A 13964-nucleotide genomic window follows, 5' to 3' on the forward strand; every position below is an offset into this window, starting at 1 on the left:
TCCGCTTGGACTTGTGCGCGGGCTTTCGCCCAAGAGCTTTCGTCCGGCGCGAGGTGTGCTTCTTAGTCGCCCTCGCCCCTTTCGTCAACTCTTTTCAGCGGCTTTTTTTTCGGCTTGTTTCAAGCCTTGCCACCTACTCAGTAAAGCCTGGCCAAGGGCACCCCCTTCGCCAGCCACTCGCGACATCTCGCGGGCGGACGGGCTATCTAGGCTGTTTGCCTTGCGCCGTCAACTCCCCGGCCAACCTTTTTTTTGCGACCACCCCGCTGGGCAGCCCCCATTCAAATATGGTCGGGGAATCTTCGTCCAAACGGAAAAATTCAGCTTTCACAGAACCGTCGCCTCTCCTTGACGGAGACTCGGCCCAGCCTCGTGGCGGACGAGCTATCTATGTCTTTCGTCTTCCCTCGTCAACCACAAAAACCTTTTTTTTGAAATTTGCCTCGAACCATTGTTTAAATTCAGCCATGCGCCATTCCAAACTCCAGCTTTTCCGCTGTTGGCCACAGATGAATTGGGTGAATTGGTTGTTCAAACTTACCCTTCCTCAATCCATGTATCCATCCGGGCTGCATTCGGCGCTAGTCACATACCTTGCCGAGCGATGCCAGTGGGCTCCCTTTCCTGGCGCAGACTACTTGGCCGCTAAGCGGCCTTGTTTCCATTCGGATGCGCTACTTGCGCTTTGACTTACTACTCGGTAATCGCTAAGCATATTCGTAGCACGAGTTACATATTAATGCTACATATACACGAGGTTGAAAATGGACCCCCTCCGACTACCCGTCACCTCACTGCTCTGTGCGCTGCTGTTCTGTCTATGCACCAGCACGGCCTTGGCCGGCCCGACTCACACCATCACCGACGCCCATGGGCGCACTGTGTCTGTACCAGTCCAGGTCGAGCGGGTCATCTGCTCGGGGCCGGGATGCCTGCGCCTGTTGAGCTATCTTCAGGCGCAGGAGCGCGTCGTGGCCGTGGACGACATCGAGACTCGGCGCAACACGTTCGACGCCCGGCCCTATGCCCTGGCCAACCCGCAATTCAAGAACCTGCCCGTGTTCGGTGAGTTTCGCGGCCACGATAATCCCGAACGTATCCTGAACCTGGAGCCCTCGCCGCAGGCGATCTTCAAGACCTACTCGACCATGGGGCATGAGCCTGAACTGCTGCAGACCAAAACAGGCATCCCTGTAATCGTGCTCAAGTACGGAAACCTTACCTACGACAGACAAAACTTGAATCACGCCCTGCGCCTCATGGGCGAAGTGCTGGGCAAGACCGAGCGAGCCGAGGCGGTCATCGCCTACTTCGACGCCCTCCAGGCCGACCTGACGCTGCGCACGCGCGATATCCCGACTGATCAGCGCATATCCTGCTACGTGGGCGGCCTCGCGGCACGTGGGCCGCACGGCTTCCACTCCACCGAGCCGTCCTACCCGCCCTTCGTGTTCACCAACGCACGCAACCTGGCCGCCACTCTCGCGCCCGAGGGCAAGAGCCTGTCCCAGGCCGTGGTGGCCAAGGAACAGATAGTGGCCTGGGATCCGGACGTGCTTTTCTTGGACCTGTCCACCTTGCAACTTGGCGACTCGGCCGGCGGACTGCACGAGTTGCGCACGGACCCGGCCTACCGCAGCCTGACGGCCGTGCGCAAGGGGCGGGTGTTCGGCGTGCTTCCCTTCAACTGGTACTCCGAAAATTTCGGCTCCATCTTCGCCGACGGCTACTTCGTGGGCAAGACGCTTTATCCCGAGCGCTTCGCGGACGTCGATCCGGCGACCAAGGCTGACGAGATCTACGCCTTCCTGGTCGGCAAGCCCGTGTTCGGGCAGATGAACGCGCTATTCCGTAACCTGGCCTTTCAGCCAGTGCCGGTGAAGTAGCCGTGCCCCATTTCGAGGACGGCGTAATCCCGGCCGAGTATTCAGCCTACATCAGCCGCAAGACACTCCTTTTGATCGGCCTCGTGGGCCTGTCGGGCCTATTGCTGGTAACAGCCGTATCCCTGGGTGCGGTGCGCATCCCCTTGGCGGACGTGCTGCGCACGCTGCTGGGCCAAGCCGACAACACGCGCCTGGCGCTCATCATCTGGAACATCCGCCTGCCCCAGGCTCTGGCCGCCATTCTGGCCGGCATAGGCCTGGCCGTGGCCGGCGCGGCCATGCAGTCCATCCTGCGCAATCCGCTCGGCTCGCCCTTCACCTTGGGCGTGTCCCAAGCCGGGGCTTTCGGCGCGGCTTTCTCGGTCATGGTGCTGGGATCAGGAATCATGCAAAGCGCCAACGCCGGGGCCGTGACCATCCTGAACCCATGGCTGACCACGGCCTGCGCCTTCGCCTTCTGCCTGCTGGCGGCCCTGGTCATCGTGGCCGTGGCGCGCTTGCGCGGGACCACGCCCGAGGTCATGGTCCTGGCCGGAGTGGCCCTGGGCTCGCTGTTCACGGCCGGAACCATGCTCCTGCAATACTTCGCCGACGACGTGCAGTTGGCGGCCATGGTCTTCTGGACCTTCGGCGACACGGCCCGCGCTGGCTGGCGCGAAATCGGCATCATGGCCGGGGTCGTGGTTCCGGCCATGGTCTTCTTCATCGCCAACCGGTGGAACTACAACGCCATCGACGCGGGCGACGAAACCGCGCATGGCCTGGGCGTGCTCGTGGAGCGCGTGCGCCTGACCGGGATGCTCGCGGCCTGCGTGCTCACGGCGACCGTCGTGTCCTTTCTCGGCATCATCGGCTTCGTGGGCCTGGTCTGTCCGCATATAGCCCGGCGCATGATCGGGGATGATCACTGCTTTCTGCTGCCCGCTAGCTGCCTGCTTGGCGGGGCGTTGCTGCTCGCGGCGGACACGGCCGCGCGGCTGGCCCTGGCCCCGCACGTGCTGCCCGTGTCCGTGCTCACGGCTTTCCTGGGCGCGCCTACCTTCCTGTTTCTTTTGGTCCGGGGGCGGCGATGATCCTGCACGCTAAAGACCTCTGCTTCGGATACGACGGTCGCCAGGTGCTGGACAGCCTGGGTTTCGATATAGCGGCCGGTGAGATACTGGCAGTGCTTGGGCCCAACGGCGTGGGCAAGACCACGCTGCTCAAGTGCCTGAACGCCATGCACAGGCCCAGGGGCGGCGCGGTGCTGGTCGAGGGTCTGGACGTGTTCCGCATGGCCCGCGCCGAGGTTGCCAAGCGGTTGAGCTACGTGGCGCAGCGCGCTGAAGCCGGGCGCATGACCGCCTTCGACGCCGTGCTGCTGGGCCGCAAGCCGCATATGGGCTGGCGCGCATCGGCCAGGGATCTGCGCCTAGTCGAGGCAGCCCTGCGCCACGTAGGCCTGAGCCATCTAGCCCTGCGTTCCATCGACCGGATGAGCGGCGGCGAATTGCAAAAGGTCTGCATCGCCCGCGCCCTGGTTCAGGAGCCCCAAATTATGCTGCTGGACGAGCCGACCAGCTCCCTGGACCTGCGCAACCAGTTGGAGGTGCTGCGCACCATCCGGCACGTGGTCGAAGGCCACGGTATGGCCGCGATCATGACCATGCACGACCTGAACACGGCCCTGCGCTTCGCGCACCGGCTCCTGTTAATCAAGGACGGCCGCGTCCACGCCCTGTGCACGCCCGACGAACTGGGCCCCGAGGTCATCGAGTCCGTCTACGGCGTGGCCGTGGACATAGTGCACCACGGCCGGCAACCGTTCATCATCCCCAAGGACATCTGAAAGAGGAGAAATCAGCATGGGCTGTTCTTTAAGTACCGAGCAAATCGCCAAAACCATTGAATTCCATGGGCACGAGTGCCCTGGCCTGAGCATCGGCCTGCGCGCCGCCGAGCTTTGTCTGCGCGAGCTGGGCCACAACGATCAGAGCCCCCTCGTGGCCGTGAGCGAAACGGACATGTGCGGGGCGGACGCCATCCAGTTCCTCACGGGCTGCACCTACGGCAAGGGCAACTTCATCCATCGCGACCATGGCAAGATGGCCTTCAGTTTTCATCGCCGGTCGGACGGCAAGGCCCTGCGCGCGCTGCTCAGGCCCGATGCCTACGGTCCGGCCGGCGTGGAGATGCGCGAGTTAATGAAGAGGATCGTGGACGGCACGGCCAGCGAGGAGGAGAAACGCCGCTCGCAGGAGCTGCGTGCGCAGGTCCAGAAAGCAATTATGGACGCCGACCTGGAGATCCTGTTCAGCATAGAGGCCATCGAGTCCCTGCCACCCAGGCCAGCGCGCATCCTGGATAGCCTGGCCTGCGCCCATTGCGGCGAGTTGACCATGGAGTCGCGCACCCGTCGCTTCGGCGGCGAGACCCTGTGCATCCCCTGCTTCGAGCAGGTAGAGCAAAAGATCTGACGCCTTGTCCGCTTCAAGGGCCGGGCGAATGGCTCCCGGCCCAGTTCAACACCTCGGCTTGCGTTCCATTTGCCCGAATTTTCGCTTCTCCTTCCCGCCGCGCCTGCTACTATGAAAACGACGGCTTGGGCCCTTACCCCAGGAGGTTGATCATGAAGCGGCAGGTCGTATCCCTGATTCTGTTGATTCTCGCGCTGCTCGCCACGTCCTGCGCCGGTTGGCGTGGCGGTTCCGGAAGCCTGCACCGGCCCGAGGATTGTCCGTTGGATCTGGCTACGCCATATGAATACACGGTGGAAAGCCTGGCGGGTGAAGACGCCAATGAATACGAGCGGCTATGGGCCCGCAATGTCCTGGCGGAATGCCACGAGCGAAGAGGCGAATACCGCCAGGCCTACGAGGATTACTACGCTGCTCGGAACATGGCCTGCGAAAGCGAACGCATGGGTCAGGAAGCCTCCCTGGATGCCGATGTGACCCGCCGCTACTGCGATGAATACGGACCCCAGGCACTGGAGCGTGTCGGCGCACGGCTCTCACCGCAAGAGCGGGAGGAGATCCAGGCCGAAGAGGAGCAGGAGCAAGAATGACGCAGGGAGAAAGCAGAAGCCCGAGAAAGGAGAGGCTTGCATTTCCCTCATCTGTCCGGCTATCTACATACATGCGAATACCCCTGCCAATGAAGCCCTCCACACGCGCCTTCCTGGACGAAGCCCGCCGCACGCCGGGCTTCACGGTCTTCGACAGGCTGCACGCCTATGTCTACGGCCGCTGGTGCTATCTCTACATAGCCATGGCCAAGGGCCAGCACCCCGCCTCCAGGCTGATCTACCCGCTCCTGGCCGGCCTGGGTAAGTTTTCCAGGCTGCTGAGCGGCGGCGGGACCGATCCTGACAGAGGGAAAAAAGTATTTGCCGATTCGTACCACGGCAAGGCCGTGTCCCTCGACTCGGCGCGCAAGCTCATCAGCGTGGGACGTGAAGTGAGCCTGGAGCTGCCCGAACAGGTCATCCCGTACACCCAGGCCCGCGACATAGTGCTTAAGAACCCGACGTTGATCGCGGCCCTGGACTGCCCCTGCCGCGCGGCCTCGCCAAACCCCTGCCTGCCTCTGAGCGTATGCCTCCTCGTGGGCGATCCGTTCGCCTCGTTCATGCTGGAACACCACCCCAAGCGCACCCGGCGCATCAGCGTGCAGGAGGCTTTGGACATCCTCTCGGCCGAGGACGCGCGCGGCCACGCGCATCATGCCTTTTTCAAGGACGCCATGCTGGGACGCTTCTACGCCATCTGCAACTGCTGCTCGTGCTGTTGCGGAGCCATGCAGGCCCACAAGCGCGGGGTGCCCATGCTGGCATCCTCGGGCTACGTCTGCCGGGTCGAGACCGAACATTGCGCGGGCTGCGGCGCCTGCACGGAGGCCTGTCCCTTCGGCGCGATGGGAATCCGCGACGACCACGCCTGGGTGGACGAGAAGCAATGCATGGGCTGCGGCGTATGCCTGACGCGTTGCGATCACCAAGCCCTGCACCTTGAGCGCGAGCCGTCCCGTGGCGACCCTCTGGAGATCGAGGCTCTCCTGAATGCTAAAAGCCCCTGAATCGGGAAGTAAGCCTTCACAATTCAGCCTTCTTCCCTGGCAAGCGCGGGAAAAGCGAGTATACAGATATGTCCTGGCCCCTCAGTTTTTACAGGCAGGACAATGAAGACTTACGACATTTCTTACCAGAAGGCCCTGGAAAGACTGGTCAAGGCCAGCCGGGATCTATCTCGGGCGCGGGAAATCAGGGATATCGCGGCCGTGGTCCGCTCTGCGGCCAGGGACCTCATGGGCGCGGATGGAGCCACCTTCATCCTGCGCGAAGGAGACTTGTCCTACTACGCCGACGAGAGCGCCATAAGGCCCCTTTTCAAGGGCATGCGCTTCCCCATGGAAAAGTGCATCGGCGGGTGGGTCATGCTGCATAGGCAGCCGGCGGCCATTGAAGATATCTCCGCCGACGAACGCATCCCTCCCGGTGTCTACGAGCCCACCTTTGTCAAAAGCCTGCTGGTGGTGCCCGTGCACCGGGAAGAGCCCACGGCGGCCATAGGCGCGTATTGGGCAAGACGGCACAGGCCATCGCGGCGCGAGCTGAGCGTGCTGCAGGCCCTGGCCGACGCGACATCAGTGGCCATGGAGAACGTGCGCCTATACGCCGAACTGCAGGAGCGCATCGCCGAACTGGAGAGCCAGAAAGCCCTGGCCGTGGCCGCAACCAGAGCCAAGAGCGAATTCCTGGCTAATATGAGTCATGAAATCCGCACACCGCTCAACGCCATTCTCGGCATGGCCGAACTCGCGGAGCGGCGCTGCCCCCAGCATGTCAAAGAGCACTTCAAGCTCATTCGCCAGTCGGGCCGAGCCCTGCTGGATATCATCAATGACATTCTGGACCTGTCCAGAATCGAGGCCGGCAGGTTTGCACCCCAGCGCAAACCTTTTCAGCCGCGCGAAGCCCTGGACTCGGTGCTCGGTCCCATGTCCATGATTGCCGAGGAAAAAGGCCTCGCGCTGAACCTCGCCGTTTCCCCAACCGTCCCGGTCTGGCTGGTAGGCGATGAGGGCCGATTACGGCAGGTGCTGACGAATCTCCTGGGCAATGCCCTCAAGTTCACCGAGCGCGGCCGCATCGAACTGCATGTAGCCAGGGAACCGAGCGACCTACAGCATCCCGAAGCCGTGCGGCTGCACTTCAGCGTGCGCGACACGGGCATCGGCATTCCAGCCGAGCGACAGCAGGCCATTTTCCAGAGCTTCTCCCAGGCCGAGGCTTCGGCTCATGCCAAGTACGGCGGCACAGGCCTTGGCCTGACCATCTCCAAGGAACTCGTGGAGCGCATGGGCGGGCGCATATGGGTCGACAGTGAGCCGGGCCTGGGCTCCACATTTCATTTCACCGCCGAATTCGACCGCATGGAGCGGCAGTTGGAGAGGCCCATGGCTACCAACGGCAGGACGGCCACATCGACCAAGCCGCTCAACATACTTCTTGCCGAGGACAATCCCATCAATCAGTTCGTGCTTACGGAAATGCTCAAGGTCCGGGGCCACGCTGTCACCGTGGCGGCTACAGGCCGCGAAGCACTGGATCGCCTGGCCGAGCGGCCCTTCGAGGTAGTGCTCATGGACGCGCAGATGCCCGAGATGGACGGGGTCGAGGCCACCCGACGCATCCGTGAAGGCCAGGTTCCGGGCGCTCCGGCCAACATTCCCATCATCGCCCTGACCGCCTACGCCCTAAGCGGGGACCGCGAGCGGTTTTTGAATGCCGGAATGGACGACTACATCCCAAAACCCGTGGACATGGACGATCTTGACGCGAAACTCAATGCCATTCCCCGCAGATGAATCCGTTCTCGGCTTCCCAGCAGGACCAGCCACCGGCTTTTCCCCCCCGAGCAGAGCAACCCTCGGCCGTTGATCGCGTGCGTCTTGCACCGCACGGACACTATTAAACCTCGCTCGGACGCGTCTTTTTCATTACATACCTTATCTTGACGGCAGGTCCTGTTTCTCCTAGGCAGACTTTAAACGCTCAGCAGCATCAATCAACTTATCCCGGAACCGACGCATGAAATACATTCAGGATTTTCACGGCGGCACCTCCAGCGACGGACGCGTCATCCTGGTGGAACTCACCTCCACCGAAGCCAAGCGCATCTCCATCGCCTTCGACAACCAGCAGATGGCCAGGTTCGTGCCTCTTTTGGCCGGATTGGCGCATATGGCCGCCGACAAGCTGCCGCTCTCGCAACGCGAGGATATCGAAAAGGGTGCACGAGCCGTAGGCAAGCCCATCGAAACGACCTCGGCCAAGATTGCGCCGGGCAGCGATGGCGGCATGCTGTTCACGGTGCGCGTAGGCACCATGGACCTGGCCTTCCGCATACCGGCCGAGGCCAAGGCCCGGCTGACAAAGGATCTGGCCTCGCTGGGCCTCGCGGCCGCCAAGCCCCAGACGGACGCGTCGGGCGGCTAAGGCCGCCGCACAAGCTCCTGAAAGGAGCTCTGCCCTCCAAGAGTCTCTCCCGCCAAGCAGTTCCCAGGAAAAGCGCGTCTGCGGGCCTGCGTAGTGCAATGGCAGGCTGCTGCAACCACGTCGCGTGGTCTGCTTTCGATAAGCATTCACCTATTTTTGAGTGCTGCTCGGCCCTGTTGGCCTGGGCAATCTAGGCCTCTCTGGGCGACTCCAGGACATAGCCCAACCCACGCACGATGCTCCGGAGCGGATCGTCCATGACGCGAACCGGGATCCCCAACTTTTCCCGCAAATAATCGTCCATGCCGCGCAGCAGGCTGCCGCCTCCTGTTAGATTGATGCCGCTCGTCATGAGATCGCCGGCCAACTCGGCCGGGCAACGCTCGAGAGCCTCATGCGCGATGCGCTCGATGGCGCTCACCTGCTCGCGGATTGCCTCGTGGATTTCAGCCGAAGTCACTTTCACGGCATCCGGCAGGCCCGTGGCCAGATTGCGGCCACGCACGGTTACGACCATATCTTCCAGGTCCGGATGCGCCTTGCCCGCGTGTATCTTGGCCTCCTCGGCCTCGCCCCGACTGATAAGCATGTTGTGCCTGCGCCGGACGTGGCTTTGGATGGCTTCATCCATTTTCTCGCCGCCGCAGCGCATCGACGTGTGGTTCACGATTCCGCCCAGCGAGATAATGGCAGCCTCGGTGATGCCCCCGCCAATATCCACGATCATGCTGGCCACGGGCTCGGCCACAGGCAGCTTGGCCCCCAGAGCAGCGGCCATTGGCTCGTCGAGCATGTCCATGCTGCGCGCGCCCACGGACTGCACAGCGTTGCGCAGGGCTCGCCGCTCCAGGTGCGTTGAGCCGATGGGCGCGCAGATCATAACCTTGGAGCGTCTGTAGGACCCATAGCCCAGCACCTGTTCGAACATGTGGCGAAAGATGGCCTCGGTGGCCGAAAGGTCAGCGATGACCCCTTCACGCATGGGGTTGACCACCTGCACATCCCGCGATGAGCGGCCCAGCATGCGCTTTGCCGCTCCCCCCAAGGCCAGCACCTTGCCGTTCCCGCGCTTTATGGCCACTACCGTGGGCTCATGGAATACGAGGCCTCGCCCCTTCACATAGACCGAGATGTTCTTGGTGCCGAGATCAATGCCGATATCCTTATCCATTACACAGCGCATCCGCTGCAGCACATTACGCATTATGTCCTCCTGATCAGTGTACGAAAGCTACCAATAGACCGCGCGCGAGCCCTGGTCAAACTGCGTTATGGCCGCAGACGGCCTGCTCCGACTTTGGAGCGTGATAAGGCATGGAAATGATTATCCTGCCTCCCCAATTCATGTGGCAAACTGCGTTAGCCAGAGCAATCGCACAATAGGGTCGACATACCAGCTTACGGATCACAAAAAGAGAGGCCGAATCCGGCCTCTCTTCAGTTCGCACTCGCACGGCCGCAGAATCAATGCACTTGGTCCAGGGGCACTTCCGGGTTGGCGTCAATGTCGCGGTTGTAGCATAGCAGGCCGCACTGCAGGCAGCGCGCGGCTTCCTTGAGGGCGTCCTGCTCCGGGATGGCGCCTTCGACCTCGGAGAAGGTGCACGTGCGCTCGTCGCCCTCGCACAGGTGCGGCATCCTAGCTCTTGCCTTGACCTCCACGCCCGGCACCTCCTTGAAGAGCGTCCAGGGAATCATCTCGCGCTGAGTCTTCTCGGACACCGGGATGCGCCCCTCGGTCAGCAGGTAGTGTATGGAGCGTGCGGCCTTGCGGCCGGCGCCCACGGCGGTGATGACCAGATCCGGGCCGGTGAACACGTCGCCGCCCGTGAACACGCTTTCTACGGCGGTCTGCAGCGTGTCGGGATTGGCCACGATGGTCTTCCACTTGGTGGTTTCCAGGGGGCACGCCTTCCCATCCTCGTAGAGACAGGAGATATCCGGCTTCTGGCCGATGGCCGCGACGATGAAATCGGCCTCTATGACCGTTTCCGAGCCCGGCACGGGCACGGGTCTGCGCCGGCCCGAGGCATCGGGCTCGCCCAGCTCCATGCGCTGCCACTCAAGGCCCTTGGCCCGGCCGTTCCCGTCCAGCACCACGCGCGTGGGCGCTGCCAGGAACAGGTACTTGACGCCCTCTTCCTCGGCTGCGTCGACTTCCTCCGCGTTGGCCGGCATTTCCTTGCGCGAGCGACGGTAGACCAGGGTCACCTCCGCGCCCAGGCGGATGCACGTGCGCGCGGCGTCCATGGCCGTGTTGCCGCCGCCAACGACCACGACCCGCTTGCCGACCTCCGGCGTGCGGCCCAGCGCGTGGGTCGTGAGGAACTCGGTGCCGCCCATGACACCGGGCGCGTCCTCGTTATCCACGCGCATGGTCGAGTGCTCCCAAGCGCCGATGCCCAGGAAGAAGGCCTCGAAGCCCTCGGTCTTAAGGCTGTCGATGCTGAAGTCCTTGCCGAACCTGTCGCCCGTGCGCGCCTCCACGCCCATGTCCAGGATGCCCTGGATCTCCCAGTCGAGGACGGCCTTAGGCAAGCGGTACTCGGGAATGCCGTAGCGCAATTGTCCGCCCAACTCGGGCATGGCCTCCAGGATGGTCGGGCTATGGCCCAATCGGCGAAGGAAGAAGGCGCAGGACAGGCCCGCCGGCCCGCCGCCGATCACGGCCACCTTGCGGCCCGTATCCTTGGCCACGGGCACCGGAAAGCGCGTGCCGGAATGCATTTCGTGGTCGGCCACGAAACGTTTGAGCATGTTGATGCCCACGGGCTCATCCACATTGCCCCTGCGACAAACGGTTTCGCAGGGCCTGGGGCAGACGCGGCCGCAGACCAGCAACAACGGGTTGCGTTCGCGGATGGTCGCCACGGCTCCCTCGTAGTCGCCCTGGCGCACCTGCTCGACGTAGCGCGGAATGTTGATCTGGCCAGGGCACTTCTGGCGGCAGGGCGGCAGACAGTCGTTGGTCTGATTCAAGTGCAGGAGCCTGGTGGTCAGCCCGAGCACGCTGATGACCCCGCGCGGACATACGGCCACGCATTTGCCGCAGGCCCGGCATTCGGCGGGGTTTACGTGCGGCAGGTTGTCCGGTCCCATGTGGATGGCGTCGAAAGGACAGACCTTCACGCAGGAGCCCAGACCGAGACAGCCTTCGGGGCAGCGTTTGGAGCCGCCGTAGAGCATGGCCGCGGCGCGGCAGTCGTCCACTCCCTCATAGCTGAAGGCTTCCTCGGCGCGCGGTCCGCCCGTGCAATCGGGCACGGCAAGTTGCGGCTCGCGCTCAACCACGGACAGACCCATGATGGCCGCGACCTTCTGGGCCGTTTCCATGCCGCCCACCACGCATACCCCGGCGTCGGCCTGGCCAGAGACCACCGCCGCGGCCGCGCCGGCGCAGCCCGGATAGCCGCAGCCCCCGCAGTTCGCGCCGGGCAATGCGCCCTCCACCTGCGCGATGCGCGGGTCCTCTTTCACGAACAGCAGCCTGGAGGCCACGGCGAGCACCAGGGCCGACACCAGGCCCAGGCCGAAAAGTACAAGCATCGAGGATAGAATCATACGACCTCCTCCCTGACAGACTGTTGAAAAAGTCCGCCCTGCACTTTTTCAACTCCGGAATGGTTGAGCAAAGCTCCACCATACCGGACGGTTGCTGCGCACCCGGCGGGCCATCCTGGCCCGAACAGCCCGTTTTTCAACGGGCTGCTACCCTATCATGCCCTTGAAGGCGAAAAAGGCCAGGGACATGAGCCCGGCCATGGCCAAACCAATGGGCGTGCCGCGCAGGGAGCGGGGCACGCGCTTGACCGCCAGACGTTCGCGGATGCCGGCCAGGAGCACCAGCGCCAGCATGAACCCAGCCCCCGAAAACAGCGCGAAGGCTACGGTCTTGATGAACGAATACTCGGCGCGCTGGGTGATGAGCGCGATGCCCAGCACGGCGCAGTTGGTGGTGATCAGCGGCAGGAAGATGCCGAGGGCTTTATACAGGGGTGGCATGGCCTTCTTGAGAAACATCTCCACGAACTGCACCAGGGCCGCGATGACCAGGATGAAGGTCAAGGTCTGCAGGTAGCCTATGCCGAAGGGCTCCAGCAGGTATTTTTGCACCAGCCAGGTGATCGCCGCGGCCATGACCGAGACGAAGACCACGGCCGCGCCCATGCCGAGCGCCACCCCGCTCTCCTTGGAGGTGCCGATGAACGGGCAGTTGCCCAGATATTGGGCCAGCACGATATTGTTGACGAAAACCGCGGCCACGAAAAGAAGGAAGTATTCCTGCATGGCGCTCTCCTACTTGCCGCCGCGGATGCCCGCCGCCGAGCAGGCCCGGCACGAGCCGCAGCTCAGGTTCTCAATCTCGGCCAAGCCCTGCCGCCTGCGGCGCCAATTGGTCGCGTAGTTCATGGCTCCCAGGAGCAGTCCCAGGCAGACGAAGGCCCCGGGCGCCTCGACCATGAAACCGAAGGGTTTGAAGCTCGACCAAGCGATCTGCTGGCCGAAAAGTGTGCCGTAGCCAAGCAGCTCGCGCAGCCCGCCCAGGAACGTCAGGGACATGGCGAAGCCCAGGCCCAGGCCCAGGCCGTCGGCCACGGACAGCAGCGGCCCGTTGCGAGAGGCGAAGGCCTCGGCGCGGCCCAGGATGATGCAGTTGACCACGATGAGCGGCACGAAGATGCCCAGTTGCAGGTAGAGCGGATAGGCATAAGCCTGCATGAGCAGCTCCACGGCTACGACCAGGGTCGCGGCGATGACGATGAAGCAGGCGATGCGCACCTTGGGCGGGATGATATTGCGCACCAGGGAGACCAGGAGGTTGGACAAGGCCAGTACGAAGATGACCGCCAAGCCCATGCCCAGGCCATTGCCGGCCGTCTTGGTCACGGCCAGGGTCGGACACAGGCCGAGCACGAGTTTGAATGGCGGCAGCTCCTTCCACAGACCCTTGGAGAATTCCTTCCACAGCGCGTTCATGCGATGCCTCCAGGCTAAAACTATAACCGATCCCGGATGTGTCAGGACCAGGTCTTCTCGAATTCGGGCTTAAGCGCCTTGTAAATTTCCGCTGCCTGACGCACGGCCTCGACGGCCCCGGTGGAGGAAACCGTGGCCCCGGCCACGGCGTTGACCGATCCTCCCTGGGCCGACAGCGCCAGCCCGTCCAGGGCGCGGTTGTGGAACTGCGTGGTGAAGCCGTGTTGCGCCACGCGAGTGCCCACGCCCGGTGTTTCCTTCATGGTCGTCATGCCGATGCCCATGATGCGGTCCGACTCCAGGGAAAAGGCTGTGATGACGCCGATGTCCCCGCCGTAACCAGGGCCCTGGGTTTCGAAAGCCACGCCCACGAGCCGACCTTCCCGTATGACCGGAAAGACCAGGACTTCGCGGCCCGTACTCGGCAAAACGAAGGTCTGACGGTCCTGAACCGGGTCGTTGTCACGCTGGCCGATGACTGCATCGAGCACCGGTCTCTGCACATAGGCCAATACCTGCTCCTCGATGCGCGGGGCGGTGTATTCGCGCAGGGAGGCCAGGGTCAGGCCGGACAGACCGGCGATGACCGAGAGCACCACGACCATCTTGAACATCTCGCGCAT

13 protein-coding genes are annotated in these 13964 nt (G+C 63.2%); 8 read left to right on the forward strand and 5 right to left on the reverse strand.

The features are described 5' to 3' along the window. Nucleotides 1-764 precede the first annotated feature (764 nt). The 8 genes from H585_RS0105505 to H585_RS0105540 all read left to right on the forward strand — a co-directional run bounded on the left by H585_RS0105505 (nt 765) and on the right by H585_RS0105540 (nt 8364). On the forward strand, nt 765-1886 hold the full coding sequence (locus H585_RS0105505; protein ID WP_027367089.1) for an iron ABC transporter substrate-binding protein: 1122 nt from the start codon (nt 765-767) through the stop codon (nt 1884-1886). 2 nt (nt 1887-1888) lie between these two features. Continuing rightward, entirely contained in the window at nt 1889-2959 is a 1071-nt protein-coding gene (locus H585_RS0105510) for a FecCD family ABC transporter permease (RefSeq protein ID WP_027367090.1), read from the forward strand. After that, entirely contained in the window at nt 2956-3714 is a 759-nt protein-coding gene (locus H585_RS0105515; RefSeq protein WP_027367091.1) for an ABC transporter ATP-binding protein, read from the forward strand. The genes H585_RS0105510 and H585_RS0105515 overlap by 4 nt, the downstream gene beginning before the upstream one ends. Nucleotides 3715-3730: 16 nt before the next feature. After that, nucleotides 3731-4342: an FmdE family protein gene (locus tag H585_RS0105520; protein ID WP_027367092.1), complete on the forward strand. Its 612-nt coding sequence runs from the start codon at nt 3731-3733 to the stop codon at nt 4340-4342. A 152-nt stretch (nt 4343-4494) separates the two neighbouring features. Beyond that, nucleotides 4495-4932 (forward strand): hypothetical protein, encoded by a 438-nt coding sequence (locus tag H585_RS0105525; protein ID WP_014259803.1) that lies wholly within the window; start codon nt 4495-4497, stop codon nt 4930-4932. Continuing rightward, entirely contained in the window at nt 4929-5942 is a 1014-nt protein-coding gene (locus H585_RS0105530) for a 4Fe-4S binding protein (protein ID WP_027367093.1), read from the forward strand. The genes H585_RS0105525 and H585_RS0105530 overlap by 4 nt, the downstream gene beginning before the upstream one ends. A 102-nt stretch (nt 5943-6044) precedes the next feature. Next, nucleotides 6045-7733: a GAF domain-containing hybrid sensor histidine kinase/response regulator gene (locus tag H585_RS0105535; protein WP_027367094.1), complete on the forward strand. Its 1689-nt coding sequence runs from the start codon at nt 6045-6047 to the stop codon at nt 7731-7733. 223 nt (nt 7734-7956) lie between these two features. Next, nucleotides 7957-8364, forward strand: coding sequence for a hypothetical protein (locus tag H585_RS0105540; RefSeq protein ID WP_027367095.1), 408 nt, complete (start codon nt 7957-7959; stop codon nt 8362-8364). 190 nt (nt 8365-8554) lie between these two features. Here the strand turns inward: H585_RS0105540 and mreB are convergent, their stop codons facing one another. The 5 genes from mreB to rnfG form a co-directional block, all read right to left on the reverse strand. Beyond that, nucleotides 8555-9568 carry a rod shape-determining protein gene (gene mreB, locus H585_RS0105545; RefSeq protein ID WP_014259799.1) on the reverse strand — a complete coding sequence of 338 codons (1014 nt, stop codon included), beginning with the start codon at nt 9566-9568 and terminating at the stop codon, nt 8555-8557. A gap of 260 nt (nt 9569-9828) precedes the next feature. Next, nucleotides 9829-11925, reverse strand: coding sequence for an FAD-dependent oxidoreductase (locus H585_RS0105550; RefSeq protein ID WP_027367096.1), 2097 nt, complete (start codon nt 11923-11925; stop codon nt 9829-9831). A 147-nt stretch (nt 11926-12072) separates the two neighbouring features. Next, complete coding sequence (locus H585_RS0105555) at nt 12073-12651, reverse strand: electron transport complex protein RnfA (RefSeq protein WP_027367097.1); 579 nt, start codon at nt 12649-12651, stop codon at nt 12073-12075. A gap of 9 nt (nt 12652-12660) precedes the next feature. Then, nucleotides 12661-13341, reverse strand: coding sequence for an electron transport complex subunit RsxE (gene rsxE, locus H585_RS0105560; RefSeq protein ID WP_027367098.1), 681 nt, complete (start codon nt 13339-13341; stop codon nt 12661-12663). A 41-nt stretch (nt 13342-13382) separates the two neighbouring features. Then, the gene (rnfG, locus tag H585_RS0105565; RefSeq protein ID WP_027367099.1) at nt 13383-13964 is read right to left on the reverse strand and encodes an RnfABCDGE type electron transport complex subunit G; all 582 of its coding nucleotides are present in this window, start codon (nt 13962-13964) and stop codon (nt 13383-13385) included.

Source organism: Desulfocurvibacter africanus subsp. africanus DSM 2603 (assembly GCF_000422545.1).
Taxonomy (GTDB): domain Bacteria; phylum Desulfobacterota; class Desulfovibrionia; order Desulfovibrionales; family Desulfovibrionaceae; genus Desulfocurvibacter; species Desulfocurvibacter africanus.

What these genes read in the sequence shown, in the direction of transcription:
- H585_RS0105530 (WP_027367093.1), top strand. Translation starts at nt 4,929, where the DNA reads ATGACGCAGGGAGAAAGCAGAAGCCCGAGAAAGGAGAGGCTTGCATTT.
- H585_RS0105515 (WP_027367091.1), top strand. Translation starts at nt 2,956, where the DNA reads ATGATCCTGCACGCTAAAGACCTCTGCTTCGGATACGACGGTCGCCAG.
- H585_RS0105505 (WP_027367089.1), top strand. Translation starts at nt 765, where the DNA reads ATGGACCCCCTCCGACTACCCGTCACCTCACTGCTCTGTGCGCTGCTG.
- mreB (WP_014259799.1), bottom strand. Translation starts at nt 9,568, where the DNA reads ATGCGTAATGTGCTGCAGCGGATGCGCTGTGTAATGGATAAGGATATC.
- H585_RS0105525 (WP_014259803.1), top strand. Translation starts at nt 4,495, where the DNA reads ATGAAGCGGCAGGTCGTATCCCTGATTCTGTTGATTCTCGCGCTGCTC.
- H585_RS0105540 (WP_027367095.1), top strand. Translation starts at nt 7,957, where the DNA reads ATGAAATACATTCAGGATTTTCACGGCGGCACCTCCAGCGACGGACGC.
- rsxE (WP_027367098.1), bottom strand. Translation starts at nt 13,341, where the DNA reads ATGAACGCGCTGTGGAAGGAATTCTCCAAGGGTCTGTGGAAGGAGCTG.
- H585_RS0105550 (WP_027367096.1), bottom strand. Translation starts at nt 11,925, where the DNA reads ATGATTCTATCCTCGATGCTTGTACTTTTCGGCCTGGGCCTGGTGTCG.
- H585_RS0105535 (WP_027367094.1), top strand. Translation starts at nt 6,045, where the DNA reads ATGAAGACTTACGACATTTCTTACCAGAAGGCCCTGGAAAGACTGGTC.
- rnfG (WP_027367099.1), bottom strand. Translation starts at nt 13,964, where the DNA reads ATGCGCGAGATGTTCAAGATGGTCGTGGTGCTCTCGGTCATCGCCGGT.
- H585_RS0105555 (WP_027367097.1), bottom strand. Translation starts at nt 12,651, where the DNA reads ATGCAGGAATACTTCCTTCTTTTCGTGGCCGCGGTTTTCGTCAACAAT.
- H585_RS0105520 (WP_027367092.1), top strand. Translation starts at nt 3,731, where the DNA reads ATGGGCTGTTCTTTAAGTACCGAGCAAATCGCCAAAACCATTGAATTC.